The following is a 23,729-nucleotide window of genomic DNA, read 5'->3' as shown; positions in this document are numbered from 1 at the left end:
TTCCGCGGGCTACTCTGAGATGATGGCCTTGTTCTTGAGGCCGTCGATACAGATCGTGAGAGGCTTGTCGAAGCGAACGTGACGCATGAAGTGAGTCTCCTCGAGAGCCGGCATCGAATCCAACTTCTCGACATCGAACGAACCCTCCTTGACGAAAGGATTGATGTTCACGTATCCGACGTTGAACGAAGTCAGGTTCTGGAAGAAATGGGTGCCCTGGCTAGGCTCCACGTAGAAATTCTCGAGACCGCTCTCCACGAGCACCTTCGCCTCGGAGATGTCGCTCCACTTCACTGGGACGCCGAGAGACGGGATACTGCTGCCCCAGCGACCGTAGCCGATGAGCACGTAGTTCCTTCCTTCCTCTCTCATCTTGGCGTTGAGCTTGTTCAGCTCGAGAGCCATCTCGTTGGTCTTGAGAGTGTCGAAATTCTCAGGCCTGAGATATACGACGTCTGTCACTCCCTCAATGAAACCGGTTCCGAGGGCACTCTCAGAGTAGATGAGAGGGTTGCTCGTATCGATCTCGTCCCAGTCGATGACTGCACCGACGTTCTCTGAAGAGATAGGACGGATCTGGAGTACGTTGAATACCTTGGACTTCCCGTTTGGCACGTCGAGACGAGCTGCGAACTCGATCTCCACGCAGCACTTCATCTCGTTCTGGGAGATTTCGAGGAGCTTGCGGAGTATGTCTGCAAGAGGGAATGTACCGTACTGGAGTATCTGTGCGAAAGTGATGATCTTAGGACCTTCTGCCCATGGACTGGTGGTGAGCTGACCGCTCTGGTAGTCGAAGGTGGAAGCGACGAAGCGGGTGTTCCTGAACTTCGCGCAGTCGCCGATCTTGATCCTCTCGAGGTTGATCGCGTCGTCGATGGAAGTCTTGAACTTCTCCGGCTGGAGATTGAGCGCGTACATGACGCTCTGGGTTTCGCTCATCGCTGAGCCCGGCATCGAAGTCTGAAGGACATGGTCAGGGTAGCGAGGAGAGAACCTGAGCACCTGCTCTCCGTCCACGACCGCCTTTCCGAGGCCGAATGCGACCTTGGCAATGCCCTCCTCAGGCTTCTCGTAGCCGATAGGGTAGAAGTTGAGCGACCTGGCGACTCCTGAAAGGGTAGGGAAATAGTAACCCTGGTCCTCTGAACCGCAGATTTCCTGGAGCACGATGGCCATCTTCTCCTCCGAGATCACGTTTCCGGTGGAGGTGATGTAACCCTTGGAAGATGCGAAGAATACGGATGCGTATACGCTCTTGATGGCCTTCTGGAGGAGCCTGATCTCCTGGTCCTCGTTCTCGGTGTGAGGAATCATGTATGTAGAGTACACACCGGCGAAAGGCTGGTAGTATGAGTCCTCGAGCTTCGAAGAAGAACGCACTGCGAGAGGGCGGTGTACTGCGCGTACGAAGGCCCTGAGGGCGTCCACGAGGTCATGCGGAAGGGTGGAAGCCACGAACTCCGAGAGCACCTCGTCATCGGAGATGTCGGAGTTGATCACGTACTGGAGTCCGTTCTCGATGATGAACCTGTCGAAATATTCGGTCGTGATCACGAGAGTGCGCGGAACGAGCACGTGTACGTCCTCCCACTTGTCGTAGAGGTCGTACTTCTGGAGCATGTGGTTGAGGAAGGCCAGACCTCTTGCCTTGCCTCCCATCGAGCCCTTGCCGATGCGTGAGAACCAGATGGCTGAATTGTATGTCTCGGGGTTGAACTGGGCAACCACGCCGAGCGCCTGGTTCATCCTGTAGTCGTGTATCGTATCGATGAGGAACTTCTTGTGTGCTGCGGTGTTCGGGAACTCCTGTACGGTCCTCGGCCTGATTATCTTACCCAGGGAGAAGAGACCGCGCGCGAGGAGCCATTTTGACATGTAGTTCCTGCGAAGGTAGCTGTTGAGGGTGTCGTCAGGGATGGATGCTATGATCTTCTCGAGCTCGTTGAGGTTCTTTGCCCTTGCGACCTCCTCCTTGGTGTCGGGATCCACGAGCACGAAGTCTCCGAAACCGAACTCCCTACCGATGTACTCTGCGAGCTCATGGGTGAGGGTCTTCGAATTCTTGAGCACGAAACCTACTCCGAGCTTCTCCGCCTCCACCCTCATGCTCTCCTGGCTGGACTGGAGCATGAACGGCATGTTAGGGTTGTCTGTGCGTATCCTGCGGCAGAGTTCGAGACCCGCATCGGACTTCTCTGTGTCAGGTGCATCGCCCTTGTGGATCACGAAACCGATGTCGGAGATGACGCCGAGAATGTTGGACTTGTACTTGTCGTAGAGTTCGACGGCCTCGTCGTAGTTGGTGGCCATCAGGATCTTAGGACGCGAACGCTTACGCATGGTCTGCTGGCGCTCGTTGAGGGTGTCCTTGATCGAGTTGTAGTTCTGCTCGAGCACGAGACGGTAGAGCAGAGGAAGGTAGGTCGAGTAGTAGCGGATGGAGTCCTCCACGAGGAGGATGGACTGCACTCCGAACTCGCTGATGTCCTTGTCTGCGTTGAGGTTGTCCTCGATCAGCTTGATGATGGCGATGATGAGGTCGGTGTTGTTGTTCCAGCAGAAGATATAGTCGATGTCGTTGCGGTCGCTGCCCTCGATCATCTTGTAGATCTCCTTCGAGAAGGAGAGCAGGAGCACTAGCGGGGTGTCAGGGCACATGGCCTTGAACTGGTGCGAGAAGTCGAATACTCCGAGTTCACCGACATTGTACATGGTGATCACTAGGTCGAACCTCTCTCCGGAATCGAGCAGGTCGACGGCATCGGCGGTAGACTCCACTCGCGTGATCGAAGGCGGGTTGCTGCTAAGCTTCAGGTCAAGGTATTCCTGTGCGATCTGGGCTTCGATATGTCCGTCCTCCTCGAGGGAGTAGCTGTCGTAGTTGTTGCAGATGAGGAGAATCTTGTTGATTCTCTTTTCCATCAGGGAGCTGTAGTCAAGTCGTTCCATCTTGGGGATCTATTTCTGGAATTCTTTAATCTTCTGTTCATTGCTGAGCCTGCACACGAGCAGGCGGCCGCCTTTCTCGGCGACGATATAGTCCTCGAGGCCTTCGAGCACGACCTTCTCGAGTCCGGAGGTGTGCACGACGCATCCCTTGCACTCATGCAGCTCTGCGACGCCGGATACCGCGTTCCCGTCTGCGTCCTTGCTCATGTTTGCGTGCAGCGAGCCCCATGTTCCGAGGTCGCTCCATCCGAATTCTGCAGGGATGGTGTTGATGTTACCGGCCTTCTCCATGACCGCGTAGTCGATGCTGATCTTCTCGCAGGTAGGGAAGAGGGACTCGATGGTCTCGTTCTCGCACTCGGTGTAGAAGTCCTTGGCGATCTCGTCCATCACACCGGCAATCTGAGGTGCATGGGTGCGAAGCGCGCTGGTGATGGTGTCTACGTTCCATACGAAGATGCCCGCGTTCCAGAGGTAGTTGCCCGCGGCGAGGTACTTCTGTGCGGTCTCGAGGTCCGGTTTCTCCTTGAACGCAGCGACAGGGCAGATCTCCTCCTTGGAAGGAGCTACCTCGATGTATCCATAGCCGGTCTCAGGCCTTGACGGCTTGATTCCCACGGTGACGATGGCGTCGCTGTCGGCGGTCTTCCCGAGCGCCGCCTTGATCACTCTCGCGTACTCGGTGGTGTTGAGCACGAGCGCGTCGGAAGGGGTTACGACGATGTTCGCGTCCGGGTGGTGCATGCGTATCTTCCAGCATGCATACGCGATGCATGGCGCAGTGTTGCGAGCCGCAGGCTCGGGAAGGATATGAGACATGGGCACGTCAGGGAGCTGCTCATGGACCATGTCCACGTACTTGGCTGATGTCACGATCCATACGTTCTCCGCCGGACAAACAGGCAACAGCCTGTCCAGAGTCATCTGGATGAGGGTTCTTCCGGTTCCGAGGATGTCAAGGAACTGCTTCGGACAATCGACCGTGCTCATAGGCCAGAATCGGCTTCCGATTCCGCCCGCCATTATTACTACGTGGTTCTCTGTATGCATGTCTGACAAGGATATAATCATGCAAATTTACTATATTATTCCTAAAAATAAGGTACATTTGTCCTTACAATAACATAGCAGACTTATGATTCAGGTTTATTGCAAGAACACCGATACAAGCAAGTCCTTCGTCGAAGGAACGTCCCTTCTCGAGATGCTGTCTGAATTTGAGTTCGAGAGGCCATCTCAGGTGGTTTCGGCCAAGGTCAACAATGTCTCCGAGGGCCTCAAGTTCAAGGCATACAACAGCAAGGATGTCGAGTTCCTGACATACCAGTCCTATCCTGGCCGAAGCGCCTACTGCAGATCGCTCGTGATGCTGCTGGGAAAGGCTGTCAAGGATGCGATCCCGGGGGCTACGGTGTCTGTCAGGAGGCCTATCTCCAAGGGTTTCTTCTGCTCGCTCGTGAAGCCGGACGGCACTGCCACGACTCAGCAGGACGTGGCAGCCATCTGTGCAAGGATGAAGGAAATCGTGGAGTCTGCTTCTCCGTTCTATCGCCATGAGGCACGTGCCGAGGACGTGATCAGGCTCTTCAGCAACCTCGGCTATGATGACAAGGTCAAGCTTCTCGAGACATGTGACGACATATACATCACCTATTACACCCTCGAAGGTACTCCGGACTATTTCTACGATGCCCTCGTGCCTGACGCAGGCTATCTCAAGGTGTGGGACCTGATCCCGTACAAAGGCGGCATGCTGCTCAGGGTTCCCGACAGACGTAATCCGGACAGCCTCGCTCCGTTCGTGGAGGAACCTAAGACTTTCGACGTGATGAGGGAAAGCGTGAGGTGGAACGAGATAATGGAGCTCAAGACTGTCGGTGACGTGAACAAGGCCTGCCTGAGAGGGGAGGCCAGCGACCTTATCCAGGTTTCGGAGGCTCTCCAGGACAAGAAATTGGTCCAGATTGCAGAAGATATCACGAGGAGGGCTCGCGCCGAGGTCAATCCAGTCAAGGTCGTGCTTATAACCGGACCGAGCAGCAGCGGAAAGTCGACTGTCTGCAAGAAGCTCAGCGTACAGCTCAAGGCCTGTGGCCTGCGTCCGGTATTCTTCTCTACCGACGACTATTTCGTGAACCGTCTCGATACTCCTCGTCTTCCCGACGGAAGCTTCGATTTCGACGGATTCGACACCGTTGACCATGCGCTCCTCGAGAAGGACGTCGTAAAGCTCCTCGCCGGCGAGACCGTCTCTCTGCCGGAGTACAATTTCGTGACCGGCCTTCGTGAGTACAATGGCAAGAGCGTGAAGCTCGAGAAGGATTCCGTGCTCATGATCGAGGGAATCCATGCGCTCAATCCGGGACTCATCCCAAGCGTGGATACTGGCTGCCAGTATCGCATATTCATCAATACCATCACCAGCATCTCCCTGGACGACCACAACTGCATCCCGACCAGCGACAACCGTCTCCTTCGCCGCATCATCCGCGACTACAACAAGGGTGCTTTCACTGCCAGAGAGACCATCAGCAACTGGCCTAACGTGAGAAGGGCGGAGTCGAAGTGGATATATCCTTACGTGGAGACCGCGGACGTGCTCTACAATTCCGCATATCTGATCGAGTTCGCAGTTCTCCGCACGCATGCGGAAGCCGTCCTCTCGACCGTTCCTAAGAACTGCCCTGAGTACGGCGAAGCCCACAGGCTTCTGAAGTTCCTGCACTATTACGTACCTGTCTCGTCAAATGAGATACCTTCAACCTCGCTGCTCAGGGATTTCGTAGGCTAGCCTACTTGCCTGAGCCCGGCTGAGATCCGGAAGGACTGTCTACGGCGGATGAGTCGGCACCTGCGGCCGGAGCATCCGCCGGCTTGTATCTTGCCAATTCTGTCTGGAGCTCCTGTATGGTCCTGTTCAGCTCCTGTATCCTTCCGTCGTAATACTCCTGGATGCCGCGAACTATCTCTGCCTCTGTCATCTTGGTGTTGTCAGCGGCTTCCTGGCGGAAGAAGATCTGCTGGCGGGTGAGCCCGATGGATTCTCCATCTATGTATATGATTTCCTTCTGCGCGTCGTTGAGTCCCTCTCCGGCGATGAACACCTCTATATTATATGGGCGGACGTCGGTGTGGACCTTGTAGTCGTAGATGTAGCTTGCTCCAATGGTCTTGTACTTGCGTACGAGGTTCTCGGCATTGACCGAGAAGTTGTTCTCCTTGATGATGTTGAACGCCGACCAGCAGCTCGGGATGATGAGTATCGCGGCAATTGCCCAGACCCTCTTCTTCAGGCGCGCCTTCTTCTCCTGGTCCTCATATTTTACAGGCTCGAAACCGAGGTACTTCGCCGAGATGAAGACGGACAGCGCGATGAAGATGCTGTTGATGGTGAAGAGGTAGAGCGCTCCGGTGAAATAGTGGATGTTCAGCACTGCGATGCCATATCCGGCGGTGCAGAGAGGGGGCATGAGAGCGGTTGCGATCGCAACTCCAGACATCACCGTGCCCTTCTCTTTCCTCGTGGTCTCGAGCGTACCTGCGAATCCTCCGAAGAGCGCGATGAGTACGTCGTAGATGGTCGGATTCGTACGTGCGAGAAGCTCGGTCGGTTCGTTGAGCTTGAGCGGGGTGATGAAGAAATATATGGTCGAAGCCAGTATCGAAATCACCACCATTATGGCGAAATTCTTCAGCGAAGAGCGCATCAGCTCGTCGTCGCTCGTGCCCAGTCCGAGTCCGAATCCGATGATAGGGCTCATGAGAGGGGAGATGAGCATCGCACCGATGATCACCGGAATGGAGTTCACGTTGAGACCCACGGATGCGATGATGATCGCACACGCGAGAATGTATACGTTCGGCCCCCTGAAGGCTATGTTCTTTCGTATGTTGGCGCCGGCGGCGGCTACGTCGAGATGCTCCGAGAGCGAGATTATCGACTTGAGATATTCCGTGTATCTGTTCATATATGCTGATTTTCACTGCAAATACCATGCGAACGACAAAGTGTCATACGACTATATTTCATGGCATGCTGCACCTGTACATTTGTACTATTTTGACATTAGCTTGGATTTTTTTATCCTTATATATGGCGCGTAGTGAGTATATTTGCGAAATTTTAGATAAAAGACACAATAACTCATATTTTCACCAAACTAACAAAAACATGAAAGGTTCAATCAAACTTTTGCTTGTTTCCCTTTTCGCAGTCGCTTCGATGGCTCAGGCCTTCGCTGCTACTCCCGTGAAGGGAAGGATCACCGACGCAAACGGTGACCCAATCATCGGCGCAGCCGTCATGGAAGTTGGTACGACCAACGGAGTTGTTGCAGACGTGGATGGTACTTACACCATCTCAGTTGCAGGCTCTAATTCAGTCCTCCAGTTCTCATGCATCGGTTACACCGCAGTTGAGGAGACCGTCGGAAGCAGGACTGTCATTGACGTCGTCCTCGAAGAGTCTGCCTCATTCCTCCAGGAGGCTGTAGCCATCGGTTACGGTACCCAGAAGAAGGCAGATGTCACTTCATCGGTTCAGAGCATCAAGTCAGATGCATTCAACGCCGGTGCAGTTGCAGATGCAGGTCAGCTCATCCAGGGTAAGGTTGCAGGTCTCTCTATCAACCTCCCTTCAGGAGACCCTACTGCTTCTTCAGCAATCTCTCTCCGTGGTACTTCATCACTCCTCGGAACTTCTAACCCTCTCGTCCTCGTCGACGGTATCCCAGGCTCACTCTCGACAGTGGCTCCTGAAGACATCGAGAGCATCGACGTCCTCAAGGATGGTTCAGCAACTGCAATCTATGGTACCCGCGGTACCAACGGTGTGATCATCATCACCACCAAGAATGCAAAGCGTGAGATGCCAGCAACAGTGGAGTACAGCGGTTATGTGTCAGCTTCAAACTGGCTCAAGACCCCTGATTTCCTCGATGCTGAGACCCTTACCGACCTCCGTGCACAGGGCTACAACTTCGTAGGTGCCCGTGGTGAGTTCCTTGACGCTCAGGGTAACAACGCAGAGAAGGCGACCGACTGGCTCAAGGAGATCAGCCGCACAGCTATCTCTCACAACCACAATCTCTCTATCATGGGCGGTACCAAGCATAACACCTATACCGCGAACATCTCTTACAACGACCGTCAGGGTACCATCAAGAACACCGGTTCTTCTACTATCCGTGCCCGCGCTCTCGTTTCTCAGTATCTCTTCGACGACATGCTCAAGCTCTCAGCTGAGGTTATGGCCGATGAGACCAAGAGAGATTCTCGTTTCAACTCTTCATACGTTTATCGTCAGGCATGTATCCACTCTCCACTCGAGCCTGTATACGACGAGGACGGTATGTACACCAAGCGTGACATCTACTTCTACCAGAACCCACTCAGCATCATCAACGAGCAGCTCGGTGAGTCTCGCAGCAGGAACGTACGCTTCAACGGTATCGCCGAGCTCAAGCCTATCGAGCAGCTCACTCTCAAGGCTCTCTATGTACGTAAGGGCCAGAACTCAATCGGCGGTTATTACAACACCCGTAAGGATGAGTCTACTACCAAGGACGGACGTAACGGTCAGGCAGGCCGCAACGCTTCTGACTATGTAAGCAACATGCTCGAGCTCTCTGCAAGCTATGCTCAGGACTTCGGCAAGCATCATATCACTGCTGTCGCAGGTTACTCATATGAGGATCATACCAACGAGAACTTCTCAGCTAGCACCTACGACTTCCCTTCAGATGCTTACACCTGGAACAAGCTCGAGATGGGTGATGCTCTCAACAGCGGTCAGGCTTCCATTTCTTCATACAAGCAGGAAACCAAGCTCATCGGTCTCTTCGCTCGTGCTACCTACAACTACGATGACCGTTACCTCCTCATGGCTTCTATCCGTCGTGACGGTTCTTCAAAGTTCGGTTCTGACCGTCATTGGGGTAACTTCCCAGGCGTATCTGCCGGTTGGCGTATCAACAATGAGAGCTTCATGAAGGATATCAAGTGGCTCAACAACCTCAAGCTTCGTGCAGGTTTCGGTATCACCGGTATCGATGTCACCAGCCCTTATCAGTCACTCGCATCTCTCGACTACTCTGGATCATATCGTTACAACGGTACTTGGATCAAGACTCTCAGCACCGTACGTAACCCTAACCCTGATCTCCATTGGGAGAAGAAGTACGAGTACAACGTAGGTCTCGACTTCTCTGTCCTCGACGAGAGACTCAGCGGTAGCATCGATTTCTACCAGAGAGACACCAAGGACGCTCTCTATTGGTACAGCGTTCCTGTTCCTCCTTACCAGTACGGTTCAATTATGGCCAACGGTGCTCACATCCAGAACCGTGGTGTCGAGGTGCTCATCAACGCAACTCCAGTCCTCACCAAGGACTTCTCTTGGGACATGGCAATCACCGGTTCTTACAACAAGAACCTCCTCGTATCCCTCTCATCTGATACCTACAAGTCAGATTCAGACTACTTCTATGAGGGTTACATCTCAGAGCCTGTCCAGAAGTACTCACACATCGTGAAGGTAGGTTGGCCACTCGGTAACATCTACAACCTCAAGTCTATCGGCGTCGATAACAAGGGTAAGTGGGTTGTCGAGAGACTCCGCAAGGAGGATGGCGTTCCTGTAAGCAAGTACTACGACCTCGCAGAGAACGCATCTGAGGCTGACTACCAGGTACTCGGTAACGGTGTGCCTCGCTACAACCTCGGTTGGACCAACAACTTGCGCTACAAGGGATTCGATCTCGCAATCACCATGCGTGGTGCATTCGGTTTCCAGATCCTCAACATGCAGAAGCTCTTCTACGGTACTTCATACTCTAGCTTCCAGTACAACGTACTCAAGTGCGCTTATGATCTTCATGAGGCAGTTGACTCACGTACTGGTGAGAAGACTGGCGAGAAGACTCCGGTAACTGACGTACAGAGGGCTGTAAGCTACTATGTCGAGAACGGTGACTACTGGAAGATCGACAACGTGACCCTCGGTTACAACTACAAGTTCAAGGAGAACAAGTTCATCAAGCGCATCCGCGTTTACGGAACTGTCAACAACCTTGCAACCTTCACCAAGTACTCAGGTCTCGATCCTGAAGTTCCATCAATCGGCTATACCGCTGGTACCGATGAGCGCGACAAGTATCCTACCGTTCGCTCATACACCTTCGGTTTGAACCTCACCTTCTAATTTGAACGCAACATGAAAAGAATAATCAAATCAATACTTGCATTTGGTGCTGCGTCTGTAATGTTCACCTCATGTTTCAACCTCGAGGAGCACGCTTTCTCTGAGGTCGTACAGAAGGACTTCGAACCTACCGACCAGGACGTTGTTGCCCTCCTCGCAAACGCATACTCACCATTCGGTGCCTTCATGGACTGGTATGGTTTCTTCGATTGCATGGAAGAGGCTGCTGATGTTGTAATCACTCCTACCCGTCCTAACGGTTGGGATGATGGTGGTGTCTACAAGAGAATGCACTGGCACAAGTGGACTGCTGAGGATCCAGGTTCTCCTGCTTCACTCTACTATTCAGCTTTCTCAGGTATCAACTCTGCCAACAAGGTCCTCGACCAGCTCAAGGACGGTTCACTTCCTGCAGGTGACCTTACCGAGGCTGCCATTGACGAGCTTAAGGCAATCCGTGCAACCTGGTACGCTCTCCTTCTCGACTCACACGGTAACGTTCCTATCGTAACCACTTTCGCAGTCGAGTATGACGAGAATGGTGACATGATCAACCCTAAGCAGAGCACCCGTCGTCGCGTATACGAGTTCGTTACCAAGCAGCTCGAGGAAGTCATCGCTCACGGTGTCCTCTCTACTGCAAAGAGCGACTACGCCCGTATCAACATGTGGGGTGCTAAGATGTGCCTTATGAGAGTATATCTCAATGCTGAGGTCTACACCGGTACCCCTGCTTATGACAAGGCTCTCAAGCTCGCTGAGGATATCATCGAGAACAGCCCATACAGCCTCGCAGGTGACTACTCAGACAACTTCAAGTGGGATGTTGACGAGACCAACCCTGAGATCATCTTCGGTATTCCTTACGATGAGACCTACAGCACTGGCGAGCAGATCTTCTCAATGGGTATGAAGTTCTATCCACCTTCACAGGGTCGCGACCACTTCGGTTATGCTAACTCTACCTGGGGCGGTAACTGCGGTAACCCTCAGTTCATCAAGTCTTATGCAGAGAACGACAAGCGTCTTGCAAAGACCTGGCTCATAGGCCCTCAGATGAAGAACGACCCTAACAACACCAAGAGCTCATACACTGAGGATGACGTCAAGAACCAGAACATCGCTTGGTACTGCCTCAACTATCTCCCTTCAATCTCAGGTGACAGCAGCGATGGCAGCAAGTCATTCACCCATATCGATTTCGGTTGCCGTCAGAACAAGTATCAGGTCAACCCAGGCGTTCCTAAGATGAACCATTGGGGCAACGACGTGTCATACTTCCGTCTTGCTGAGGCTTACTACACTGCAGCTGAGTGTATCCTTCGTGGCCAGTCTGGTCATAAGAGCGCTGCCGAGTATGTAAATGAAGTTCGTAGCAGGTCAGTCGACACTGAGATTACCGACGCTGAACTTAAGGCTACCAAGTCTCGCGTTCAGTATGGTCTTCTTACCTATGGTGACATCAATGAGGACGACATCAAGAACTACGGTGTGTTCCACAACTGGGATGACAACGGAAGGGCTGCAGAGCTCGTGGCATCACAGGTCGCTCAGCCTTCAGGTAAGGATAATGATCCTATCACTCTCGCAGGTATGTATGACGAGTGGGGTTATGAGTTTGCTCTCGAGGGCATGCGTCGTACCCAGATGATCCGTTTCGGTACTTTCAGCACCAGGAACTGGTACAACCATACTGCTGACGAGGACAACACCAAGGCTATCTTCCCAATCGCGAGATCAGACCAGCAGGACAACAAGAACATGGGTCAGAACCCAGGTTACGAGTCTGTCAACGGTAAGTTCGCTTCAGAGGTGGCTATCGATGATCCTATCCCAGCAGATATGTAATAACCATATAATAATAGGATACTATGACAAACAAATTCTATACAATCGCACTTGCTGCTCTCGCACTCTCTGCCTGCGCACCTGTGTATGATACTGACAAGCTTCCTATCGAGCCGCTTCCAGAGCCAGTCATCGTTTACGAAGGTTCAGGTAAACTCTTCTTCGGCGGTGATGAGACTCAGTATGAGAAATCAACATGGTCTTGGAAGGCTGATGCTGACGTGATCAATGTCAATTTCGAAATTGACATCGATGAGTATAATACAATCTCACAGGGTTGGGAGATCGGTCATTTCTACATGGACATGAACTCAATCTCTGCTTTTCTTGACGGTGTAGGTCCTGCTGAGATCTATGCGAATTTCCAGGCATACGATCCTGACGGTTCTGCTCAGAATTGGACCTCTTACACCCCAGGTATGTGGATCGACGCAGACGGCGTTCATAGCGGTTCTGGCGGAACAATGTATTGGCAGTGGTACATCAATGCTGATGAGGCAAACTATGACTACGAGTATTCAAGCCATAAGGGTATGTTCATCATCGGTGGTAACCCTGGAAACACTCCTAAGCTTGCTGGAACTACCAACCAGTCAAAGTGCGTGATCACTCTTGGTGACAGGAAGGTGGATTTCATCGTCTCTGTAAAGTACAAGGGTGAGGAGTATGTCCCACCTACAGAGCCAGAAGGTCCAGCTGATTACCTCACTGCAGGCAACAACGGTATGGCTTACCAGGCTGCTGCTTATGGAAACCACCAGTATACCTGGGTAATGGGCGAGGATGGTATCACCGTAGACGTTGATGCTCATATCTCTTCTATCGAGGATTGGGTATACCTCATGACTACTATCGATCCAGAGGCTCTTGCAGAGTACCTTGGCGTCGAGGATCTCAGCGTTCTCGCTGACTTCGACTACTTCTACCCAGTAGACGCTGAGGGCGTGAAGGGCGAGAAGTGGACTACCGGTTACATCGGCAACTGGGTTCTCGAGGATGGTTCTCCTTGTACCTGGGCTGACGGTAGGGCATACTGGTTCTTCAACTTTGGCGACAACATGTATGAGGGTCATTACACTGACGGCCTCCTCTGCATCGGTACCAACCCTGGTAACATCGCAGAGCTCGACGGCAAGACCGTTACCTCAAAGGCTGTCATGGGTGACAAGAACTTCACTGTAAACGTACACTACCATGCAGATCTTCCTACTTCAGGTGCTGGCGTGATTGGTGCAAACTCTTACAGCTGGGAGCTCGACGGAACTGCATTCAACATCAACGCTACCGTATCCAAGGCAGGTCTCGATGATTCATGGGGTCTCCTCGGATTCCCTATCAACTCTGCATATGTCAACGATTACTTCGACATCAACGTGGATGAGCTCACTATCGAGGACTTCTATCCAGTAGATGCTGAGGGCAACGCTTACGATAAGTGGTCTTCATACGCTCCAGGTGAGTGGTTCAAGGCTGACGGCTCTGCAGGTGCTTGGGATACAGGTATCGCATTCTGGCAGTGGTACAATGCCGAGAACTATGACTTCGATCTCGACAACCTCCTCTACCTCGGTAAGAACCCTGGTAACAACGATCAGTACGAGGTTGGCGACGTTTACGTTGCAAAGGCAAAGATGGCAGGTAACGACCTTACCGTCACCATCACTGTTGCAGAATAATCTCTGAATAATCTCTATCAAGGCCGCGGGGTGTTTTCTCCGCGGCCTTTTATAAAAAAGAAATGAAAAAGTATCTTCTCAGCCTTTTGACTCTGCTCGTAGTGGCAGTTTCGTGTAATAAGCAGGAGCCGGAAATCTTCGGTGACATAACATTGGACAAGACGGAGCTCCAGATGTCGAGCAAGGCAGTTTCTGCGATGCAGTATCTCACCATCAAGTCGACCTATGAGTGGAATGCCGTGTCTGATGCGGATTGGATCACCATGTCCCAGACCATGGGACAGGCAGACAAGGAGTACAAGATCCTTGTCAGGGCACAGACCAATGGCGATCCTGTGGCTAGGGAAGCAACCATCACCATCAGCTCCGGAAAGAGCCATAAGACCGTCAAGGTCGTGCAGGAGCACGGCGCGCTGGTGATCACACCGGACCAGATTCCGGACTTCAACAAGATCTATGTCCCTAAGGAGTACGAGAAGGAGGACTTCTTCTCGAGCGACGGCAAGTGGTTCTTCGGAAGGAGCGCCCAGTCCGAGCATTTCATCCTCTTCTGGGATCCCGACTATGGTGACGGCGTGGATACCAATCCGGGCAATGTCCCACAGTATAAGGTGGACGTGAAGGCCCTTCTCAATCAGGCAGAGAGCTGTTACCAGACCTATGTGAATACAATGAAGTTCGCAGAGGAAGGACGTTCTATCCTTGACGTTCACAAGATTGACATCTTCCTTTACTATCCTACGAACTGGAATACTCCTGGCGCGGCTGCCACCGGCTCCGGACTCGAGAACCAGGTAGGATGTCTCTGGCTTGACGGCAGGTATGCTACCGACAAGTCTATCATCGCACATGAGATCGGACACTCTTTCCAGTATCTGGTCGGCTGCGATAAGCTATACAACAAAGAGGTCACCAACGTATCGAGCTATGCTTTCCGATATGACATCGGACAGGGCAATGGCTTCTGGGAGCAGACCTCACAGTGGATGGCATATATGATGTGTCCTGAACTCACATTCACCATCTACCACTTCCCTGAATATTGCAAGGGCGTGAGCAAGCATCTTCTCCACGAGGATAACCGCTACACCAACTACTTCATACATCACTTCTTCACCGACAAGTATGGCATCGAGGCGATCGCAGACATCTGGAAGAACGCCCGTTCGCCTAAGGATGCGCTCGAGGTCTACATGTCTGTCCATGACCTTTCCGTTGCCGAGTTCAATCAGCATGTCTATGAGTATGCTTCACACGTCGCGACATGGGATTTCGACGGGCTTCGCAAGGAAGGTATCAACTATATCAACAAGATTGCCTACAAGTCGACGAAAGGCGAGGACGGATACTACAAGGTGGATGCTTCAACCTGCCCAGAAGCGACAGGATTTAATGTGATCCGACTCCAGAACTACCAGAAGGGAGCCGAGATCAGCATCGATTTCGAGGGACTTCCTAACGAACCTGGCTACAACAAGTCCGGTACTGCCACGGATGGCGGTTGGACCATTGGTTTCGTAGCTCTCTCTTCAGACAATACTACCCGCTATTATAGCCCTACAGCAATCGCAACAGCCGATTCTGAGTACAAGACAACCATCAGCTGGACCATTCCTGAGGATACCAAGAGGCTCTGGGCCATAGTTGCTGCTACTCCTGTGAAGTACATCAGCCACAGGTGGGACGAGAACAACTCAAACGACCGCCACTGGCCATATAAGATGGCAGTGGCGGGAGCGACCCCGTCGAATATCTAATTTTGAATAACTATAAATTAGATTATTTGGTACTTCGCCCGAAAATACCTATATTTAAAGGCTAAATTGAAATACTAATTCTATTTAAATATGAAAAACGCTATCGTAACATTCCCTTCTCCGGCAAACGAGCCGGTAAAGTCTTATCTCGCAGGTTCACCAGAGCGTATCGCCCTTGATGCAGAGCTTGCTCGTCAGAGCTCAGAAGTTCTTGATATTCCGCTCATTATCGGCGGCAAGGAGATTCGTACCGGTAATACCGTAAAGGTTGTCTGCCCTCACGATCACCAGCATGTACTCGCTTATGTACACCAGGCAGGCGAGAAGGAAATCCAGATGGCTATCGACGCTGCAATGGAGGCTCGCAAGACCTGGTCTGAGACCGATTGGACCGTCCGCGCCGCAATCATGATGAAGTGCGGTGAGCTCCTCGCTACCAAATATCGTCCTATCCTCAACGCTGCTACCATGCTCGGACAGAGCAAGAACATCTTCCAGGCAGAGATCGACTCGGCTTGCGAGACCGTTGACTTCTTCCGTTACAACGTTCATTTCGCTACCAAGCTCTATCAGATCCAGCCTAAGAACGGTCAGGGCATCATCGACTCGGCAGAGTATCGTCCACTCGAGGGCTTCGTGCTTGCAGTGACTCCATTCAACTTCACTTCAATCGCGTCTAACCTCAATATGTCACCTGCTCTCATGGGCAACACCACCGTTTGGAAGCCATCTACCACTTCGCTTCTCTCAAACTACTACCTCATGAAGCTCTATGAGGAGGCTGGCGTTCCTGCAGGTGTCATCAACTTCGTCCCTGGCAAGGGCTCTCTCATCGGTAGGATCTGCTGCGAGAGCAAGCACCTCGCAGGTATCCACTTCACCGGTTCTACCGGTACCTTCCAGAGCCTCTGGAAGTCAGTGGGCGCAAACATCGACAAGTATGTCAGCTACCCTCGTCTCGTAGGTGAGACCGGCGGTAAGGACTTCATCTTCGTACATCCTTCAGCAGACGTTGCTGCTGTCGCTCATGCAGCTTTCACCGGTGCATTCGAGTTCCAGGGCCAGAAGTGCTCTGCAGCTTCTCGTATGTACATTCCTAAGAGCCTCTGGCCTGCAGTCCTCGAGAAGATGCAGCAGTTCGCAGCTGAGGTCAAGATGGGTGACGTAAAGGATGCAAGCAACTTCATCAACGCTGTAATCGACGAGGCTTCTTGGGACAACATCGACAGCTATCTCAAGTATGCTGAGTCTTCAGCTGACGCGAAGATCGTCATCGGCGGTGGCCGTGACAAGAGCGTCGGTTACTTCGTTCAGCCTACCGTTATCGAGACTTGCGACCCTCACTTCAAGACCATGGAAGAGGAGATCTTCGGCCCAGTCCTCACCGTATATCCTTACGATGACGACAAGGTTGAGGAGACCGTCAAGCTCTGCGACACCACTTCTCCATACGGACTTACCGGTTCAGTATTCGGAAAGGATCGTCTTGCAGTAGAGAAGATCACCGACCAGCTCCGCTATGCTGCTGGTAACTTCTACATCAACGACCGTCCTACCGGTGCAGTCGTAGGTATGCAGCCATTCGGCGGTAGCCGTGCATCTGGTACCAACGATAAGGCAGGTGGAGAGCACAACCTCATCCGTTGGGTCCTCCCTCGTTGCATCAAGGAGACTCTCGTGAGCCCTACCGACTATCGTTACGCTTACATGAAATAATTTTTCAGGATTCAGAACCCGAATGAAACTCAGGCACATAATTCTCGCCGTAGTGGCGATCATGACAGTGGCAGCTTGCCACAGGAACAACGGACAGGAAGTTGCAGAGGCTCCTGTCGTCGGTGACGGCACAGTCAGCAGCCTCAGCCCTGCCGATCCTGACTACGATACCTATTTTGCGAAGGAGCGTCTCCGAATTGACCTCGTTCTCGCAGGAAACCGTACGGAACAGTATGCTTACCTTGAGGAGCTCCACAAGGAGGCAAGCTGGTCAGGTTCTCCAAACAGTCTGATCGACCGCTCGGGTTATGGCCAGTATTTTTACGAAGCCTTCGTGGGGGAGACCTTGGTCTTCTCCAAGGGCTTCTCGACACTCTTCGAGGAATGGCGTACCACTCCTCAGGCAGATGAGGTGTCGATGGCTGCCAACCAGACGGTGTGGATGCCTTTCCCTAAGCAGAAGGTGCATTTCGTACTCTATCAGAGGGTGCGTGCCACCGGTATGCTCGAGAAGTTCTTCGAGTTCGACATCGATCCTGAAGATACCCATATCATCCCTGGTCCTGACAACAACTACAATGTAGTGGCACTCCAGTACAAGGGCGAGTCTTCGCACAAGGTGGACCTCGTGTTCGCCGGCGAGGGCTACACCGAGAAGCAGATGCCAAAGCTTCGTCAGGACGCCAGGAGGATGATGGAATACCTCTTCTCCCTCGAACCATACAAGAGCCGTCGCGACGATTTCAACGTATGGCTCGTGCAGAGCATCTCGAAGGATCAGGGCGTCGACATCCCTAACTGGGGACAGTGGCGCAACACCGCGATGGATTCGATGTTCGACACCTTCTACGAGGACAGGTATCTCACCATCCAGAACCACAAGAAGATTGCTTCCGTCGTATCCGGAGCCAACTTCGATACCATCATGATCATCGCCAACGAGACCAAGTACGGCGGTGGCGGTATCTACGGCTCATATGCAATGGGTACCTCGGACAACGAGCTCTCGGACATCGTGTTCGTACATGAGTTCGGCCATAGCTTCGCAGCTCTCGGCGACGAGTACTACACTTCTGCTGTCGCTTATGAGGATTACTATCCGGCAGGCGTGGAGCCTTGGGAGCCAAACATCACCAACCAGACCAACTTCGAAGCGAAGTGGGCCGACATGGTTGCTGAGGGTACACCGCTCCCTACTCCTGACGAGCCTGAGTACGACAACGTAGTGGGCCTCTTCGAGGGTGCAGGCTACATGGCAAAGGGCTGCTGGCGTCCATACAGGGAGTGCCGCATGCTCAACAACACCGCTCCTGGCTTCTGTCCTGTCTGCCAGAGGGCTATCTCAAGAATGATTGACTACTACACCAAATAACCATGTTCGCAAAAGAGACATATATCAGCCGCAGGGCAGCCCTCAGGAAGGAGCTTGGCAGCGGCGTGCTTCTCTTCCTCGGAAACGGAGAGAGCGCAATGAACTATGAGGACAATACCTATCACTTCCGTCAGGACAGTACCTTCCTCTATTTCTTCGGACTCGACTATGCTGGACTTGCAGCAGTGATGGACCTCGACGAGGGCAAGGAGATCATCTTCGGTAACGATCTCACCATCGACGACATCGTATGGACCGGTACCCAGCCGACCGTGAAGGAGAAGAGTGCGCTCGTGGGTATCAGTGACACCCTTCCTATGTGCGAACTTGGTACCTACCTCGCAAAGGCTAAGGCTCAGGGACGCGAGATCCATTTCCTCCCTCCTTACCGTGGCGAGCACCAGGTACAGCTTCTCGACCTTCTCGGAATCGCTCCTGCTGAGCAGAAGGCCAAGGCTTCCGTACAGCTTATCAAGGCTGTGGTCGACATGCGTAACCACAAGACCGCTGAAGAGATCGCAGAGATCGAGAAGGCGGTCGACATCAGCACCCGCATGCACCTCGCTGCATATCGTATGATCAAGCCAGGCATGCATGAGGCAGAGGTTGCTGCAGCAATCCTCCAGATCGCGAACGAGGCTGAGGGCACTTCGCTCTCTTTCCCAACCATCGCTACCACCCATGGACATGTACTCCATAACCATGGTTTCATCCACACCGCAAAGGACGGAGACCTCTTCCTCGTCGACGCAGGTGCGGAGAGTGCAGAGCATTATTCCGGCGACCTTTCGTCTACATTCCCCGTTGGAGACGATTTCTCAGAGCGTCAGAAACTTATCTATAACATCCACCTCGACAGCTTCCAGGCAGCAGTGGACACCCTCAAGATCGGTGTTCCTTTCCGCAACGCGCACATCGCCGCTGCAACCAGGATCGTTGAGGGAATGAAGGACCTCGGCCTCATGAAGGGCAACGCGGCTGACGCAGCGGAGAGCGGCGCATACGCCCTCTTCTTCCCATGCGGTCTCGGTCACATGATGGCACTCGACGTCCACGACATGGAGAACCTCGGAGAGCAGTACGTAGGTTACACCGGCGGCATGCAGAAGAGCAAGCAGTTCGGTTTCAAGTCTCTCCGCCTCGCTCGTCCTCTCGAGCCAGGTTTCGTGTTCACTGTGGAGCCAGGTATCTATTTCATGCCAGAGCTCATCGACATGTGGCACGCTGAGAACAGGTTCTCAGAGTTCATCAACTATGACAAGGTTGAGGAGTGGAAGGACTTCACCGGCCTTAGAAACGAGCTTGACTATGTAATCACTGAGAACGGTCCTAGACTCCTCGGCACAATCAAGAAGCCGATGACCATCGAGGAAGTTCTTGCAGCGAAGAATGGCAAGACCTTTTAATCAACTACAATAAATTTCATATAAAGAAATGAATTTTCCTATCAAGTACCCCCAGAACGAAGGGGGAATGAATGATCGAATCAAGAGACTCCATCAGGAGAGCCTTGACACTCCGGCTACCCTCACAATCGAGAGGGCTCTTATCGAGACTGCGTTCTACAAGGAGAATTATGGTAAATATCCAATTGCGATCCTCAGGGCGAAGAACTTCTATGAGATCTGCAAGAAGAGAACCATCTACATCGGCAAGGACGAACTCATCGTCGGCGAGCGTGGACCTAAGCCAAAGGCTGTCCCTACCTTCCCTGAGCTCACCTGCCACTCTGTAGAGGACCTTAACGTTCTCAATACTCGTGACCTCCAGCCTTACTTCATCTCTCAGGAGGACATCGATACATATGCAAAGGATGTCATCCCTTACTGGGAGGGCAAGACCCAGCGCGAGAGAATCTTCAACCACGTATCAAAGGAGTGGGAAGAGGCTTACCATGCAGGTGTGTTCACCGAGTTCATGGAGCAGCGCGCGGCTGGTCATACCGCAATGGACGGCAAGATGTATCATCAGGGTCTCAACGACCTCAAGAAGAAGATCGCCGACGCAATCGCTGCACTCGACTATATCAACGACCCTGAGGCTACCGACAAGCAGCAGGAGCTCGAGGCTATGGACATCTCATGCGACGCAGCTATCCTCCTCGCAGAGCGCCATGCGGAGCTCGCTGAGAAGATGGCCGCAGAGGAGAAGGACCCTCAGCGCAAGGCTGAGCTCGAGAAGATCGCCGACGTCTGCCACTGGGTACCTGCAAATGCACCTAGGGACTACTGGGAGGCTATCCAGACCTACTGGTTCGTTCACCTCGGAACCGTAACTGAGCTTAACGGTTGGGATTCAATGAACCCTGGCCATATCGATCAGCATCTCTTCCCATTCTACCAGAAGGGTGTAGAGAACGGCACACTCGATCGCGATAAGGCAAAGGAGCTTCTCTCTTGCCTCTGGATCAAGTTCAACAATCAGCCAGCACCTCCTAAGGTCGGTATCACCGCAAAGGAGTCAGGTACATACAACGACTTCACCAACATCAACATCGGTGGTGTGGACCGTGACGGCAACGCTGTCGCAAACGAGATCTCATTCATGGCTCTCGAGATCCAGGAAGAGCTCCACGAGCTCCAGCCAGGTCTCAGTATCCATATCGCAAAGAATACTCCGGATGAGTTCCTCCACGCAGGTATCAAGGTGATCCGTCAGGGTCACGGCTATCCTTCAGTATTCAACCCTGACACTTACGTCCAGGAGCTCGTCAACCAGGGCAAGTCTCTCGAGGACGCACGTGAGGGCGGTTGCTCAGGCTGTATCGAGGTTGGTGCTTTCGGTAAGGAGGCATATCTTCTCACCGGTTATCTCAACACTCCTAAGATCCTCGAGATCACTCTCCACAATGGTATCGACCCTGAGACCGGCAAGAAGATCGGTCTTGAGACTGGTGACCCACGCAACTTCAAGTCTTACGAGGAGCTCTACGATGCATGGCACAAGCAGATGGTTTACTTTGTGAACCTCAAGCTCGGCGTCAACAACTACATCGAGAGGATGTTCTCTCTCTATGCTCCTGCAACCTTCCTCAGCCTCTTCATCGACGACTGTATCGCGAAGGGTAGGGACTACTACAGCGGCGGTGCACGTTACAACACTACCTATATCCAGTGTACCGGTCTCGGCACCATCACCGACTGCTTCACTACCATCAAGAAGCATGTCTTCGAGGAGAAGAAGTACACCATGGACGAGATCATCGCAGCCTGCGACAAGAACTTCGAGGGTGAGGAGAAGATGCGTCTGTACATCCGCAACCATACTCCATTCTTCGGAAATGACGATCCATACGCTGACGACATCGCAGTTAAGGTATACGACGACCTCGTAGTCGCAATCAAGGATCATCCTAACACCCGTGGCGGTAAGACTCAGCTCAACATGCTCTCTACCACCTGCCACAACTACTTCGGTTCAGTCTGCGGTGCAACTCCTAACGGACGTTTCGCACACTTCGCAATCAGCGACGGTACCTCACCTGCACACGGTTCAGACTCACACGGTCCAACCTCAGTGGTAAGGTCACTCGGTAAGCTCGATCAGACCAAGGGTGGTGGAACCCTCCTCAACGTGAGGTTCCTTCCTAACCTTCTCAGAAGGGATCAGGACGTGGCTAAGCTCGGTCTCCTCATCCGTGAGTACTTCAGACTTGGCGGTCACCACATCCAGTTCAACGTGGTTGACAGCGAGACCCTCCTCGAGGCTCAGAAGAATCCTGAGAACTACAAGGATCTCCTTGTCAGGGTTGCCGGCTACTCAGACTATTTCAACGATATGTCTTGCCAGCTCCAGAACGAGGTCATCGCAAGAACTGAGAATTCTGAGATCTAAGAATGAACAAGCTGATATTCGATATCAAGCGTTTTGCACTGAATGATGGTCCGGGAATCCGGACCACCATTTTTCTAAAGGGATGCCCACTCCGCTGCGTGTGGTGTCACAACCCTGAGAGCTGGTCGCTTGATATGCAGAAATCCTATAAGAAGACCAAGTGCATAGGCTGTCAGAGCTGCGTCGAGGCCTGCCCCGTGGGTGCCATCCAGCTAACTGCTGACGGCATCGTTCCCACTTCCAACCAGTGCATCTGCTGCGGCAAGTGCGCTCAGGAGTGTCCTACGCTCGCGATGGAGATGACCGGAAAGGTTTGGAACATGGACGAGCTCATGGCAGTCGTGGAGAAGGAAAGGGGAGTGATGGAGACCAGCGGCGGTGGAGTGACCCTCTGCGGTGGTGAGCCTCTCATGCAGGCAGAATACTGCGTCGAGATTCTCAAGGAGCTTGGTCGCAGGGGTTTTCACAGGACCGTGGACACGACTCTCTTCGCAAGCAAGGAGATCGTCAGGGAGGTCGCGCAGAACTGCGAGCTCTTCCTCGTGGACCTCAAGCACATGGATTCCGAGAAGCATAAGTTCTGGACCGGCGTACCTAACGAGACCATACTCGAGAACATCAGGATGATCGCCGACATGGGATGCGACTTCTTCATCAGGATTCCGCTCATCAATGAGGTGAATGCGGACGAGGCCAACATCGAGGCTTCCGCAGCCTTCCTTGCCTCTACCTCATGGAAGAGGAAGGAGGTCAATCTCCTCGCTTACCACGACATCGGAAAGGGTAAGCATGAGAGGATGTGGACAGAGTACAATCCTGAACACTATGAGCTCACTACTCCGTCTGCGGAGGTGCTTCAGCGTTGCGTAGATCAGTTCGCGGCTCACGGCATCACTGCCGCCATCGGAGGCTAGCCTCTGCATTGCGACTTTATGATGCTTCGGTAACAGTAACTTGCTGATACTTCTAGGTCGTAACGCTCTGATTCATAGCGACATACTATACGGACGGTTCCCTCATTCGAGGGAGCCGTCCGTCTGCTATCTATTTGACTGTCAATGCTATACCTTCGAAAGCTCTTCTGGGCAGCGCGGCCGGAGGGGATGGTATGACACATCTTCGGGACTCCTCGGCACCTTGTGCCTCGTCGACCTTCCCACAGTCTCCGGCGTCATCGCTGCGCGATAACTTGTATCCTGCGGGCCCCTCCCACTCTATCAGGCCGTGGGTTGGCCAGACCCTCAGATTGGGTATACCTTCCCCTCCGGCCTTAGTCCTGGAGATATTCGGCGGTGCGTGAGGACTTGCAGAGGGCGAGTTCGGCAGGGGTGCCGCAGAAGGTTACGGTACCGCCTTCCTCACCGGCTCCAGGT

The 23,729-nt window shown here is 52.8% G+C and carries 13 protein-coding genes; 10 read left to right on the top strand and 3 right to left on the bottom strand.

Annotated elements, in window-relative coordinates; translation table 11 throughout:
• Positions 1-9: 9 nt before the first annotated feature.
• Together AC06ND_RS05040 and AC06ND_RS05035 are read right to left on the bottom strand one after the other, a co-directional pair.
• A complete protein-coding gene (locus AC06ND_RS05040; protein WP_475677901.1) occupies positions 10-2,952 on the bottom strand; it encodes a PEP/pyruvate-binding domain-containing protein in 2,943 nt (980 codons plus the stop codon).
• Positions 2,953-2,961: 9 nt separating this feature from the next.
• Positions 2,962-4,002: a mannose-1-phosphate guanylyltransferase gene (locus tag AC06ND_RS05035; RefSeq protein WP_475677900.1), complete on the bottom strand. Its 1,041-nt coding sequence runs from the start codon at positions 4,000-4,002 to the stop codon at positions 2,962-2,964.
• 85 nt (positions 4,003-4,087) lie between these two features.
• On the opposite strand from AC06ND_RS05035, the gene AC06ND_RS05030 reads away from it, so the two are divergent.
• Positions 4,088-5,743, top strand: coding sequence for a uridine kinase family protein (locus tag AC06ND_RS05030; RefSeq protein ID WP_475677899.1), 1,656 nt, complete (start codon positions 4,088-4,090; stop codon positions 5,741-5,743).
• Position 5,744: 1 nt separating this feature from the next.
• Here the strand turns inward: AC06ND_RS05030 and AC06ND_RS05025 are convergent, their stop codons facing one another.
• Positions 5,745-6,920, bottom strand: coding sequence for a TIGR00341 family protein (locus tag AC06ND_RS05025; RefSeq protein ID WP_475677898.1), 1,176 nt, complete (start codon positions 6,918-6,920; stop codon positions 5,745-5,747).
• 203 nt (positions 6,921-7,123) lie between these two features.
• On the opposite strand from AC06ND_RS05025, the gene AC06ND_RS05020 reads away from it, so the two are divergent.
• The 9 genes from AC06ND_RS05020 (at position 7,124) to AC06ND_RS04980 (ending at position 23,270) form a co-directional block, all read left to right on the top strand.
• Complete coding sequence (locus tag AC06ND_RS05020; RefSeq protein ID WP_475677897.1) at positions 7,124-10,153, top strand: SusC/RagA family TonB-linked outer membrane protein; 3,030 nt, start codon at positions 7,124-7,126, stop codon at positions 10,151-10,153.
• Between the two features lie 12 nt (positions 10,154-10,165).
• Positions 10,166-12,001 carry a RagB/SusD family nutrient uptake outer membrane protein gene (locus tag AC06ND_RS05015; RefSeq protein WP_475677896.1) on the top strand — a complete coding sequence of 612 codons (1,836 nt, stop codon included), beginning with the start codon at positions 10,166-10,168 and terminating at the stop codon, positions 11,999-12,001.
• Between the two features lie 23 nt (positions 12,002-12,024).
• Positions 12,025-13,677, top strand: coding sequence for a hypothetical protein (locus AC06ND_RS05010; protein WP_475677895.1), 1,653 nt, complete (start codon positions 12,025-12,027; stop codon positions 13,675-13,677).
• Between the two features lie 62 nt (positions 13,678-13,739).
• On the top strand, positions 13,740-15,434 hold the full coding sequence (locus AC06ND_RS05005) for a DUF6055 domain-containing protein (protein ID WP_475677894.1): 1,695 nt from the start codon (positions 13,740-13,742) through the stop codon (positions 15,432-15,434).
• Positions 15,435-15,524: 90 nt separating this feature from the next.
• Positions 15,525-17,150: an L-glutamate gamma-semialdehyde dehydrogenase gene (gene pruA, locus AC06ND_RS05000; RefSeq protein WP_475677893.1), complete on the top strand. Its 1,626-nt coding sequence runs from the start codon at positions 15,525-15,527 to the stop codon at positions 17,148-17,150.
• Between the two features lie 22 nt (positions 17,151-17,172).
• The gene (locus AC06ND_RS04995) at positions 17,173-18,522 is read left to right on the top strand and encodes a M64 family metallopeptidase (protein ID WP_475677892.1); all 1,350 of its coding nucleotides are present in this window, start codon (positions 17,173-17,175) and stop codon (positions 18,520-18,522) included.
• 2 nt (positions 18,523-18,524) lie between these two features.
• A complete protein-coding gene (locus tag AC06ND_RS04990) occupies positions 18,525-19,928 on the top strand; it encodes an aminopeptidase P family protein (RefSeq protein WP_475677891.1) in 1,404 nt (467 codons plus the stop codon).
• A gap of 28 nt (positions 19,929-19,956) precedes the next feature.
• A complete protein-coding gene (gene hypD / locus AC06ND_RS04985; protein WP_475677890.1) occupies positions 19,957-22,356 on the top strand; it encodes a trans-4-hydroxy-L-proline dehydratase in 2,400 nt (799 codons plus the stop codon).
• Between the two features lie 2 nt (positions 22,357-22,358).
• Positions 22,359-23,270 carry a glycyl-radical enzyme activating protein gene (locus AC06ND_RS04980; protein WP_475677889.1) on the top strand — a complete coding sequence of 304 codons (912 nt, stop codon included), beginning with the start codon at positions 22,359-22,361 and terminating at the stop codon, positions 23,268-23,270.
• Positions 23,271-23,729 lie beyond the last annotated feature (459 nt).

The sequence above is a fragment of the Candidatus Cryptobacteroides sp. genome (assembly GCF_056207615.1).
Note: the sequence above shows the minus strand (reverse complement) of the source record. Positions and strands in the feature narration are given on the sequence as shown.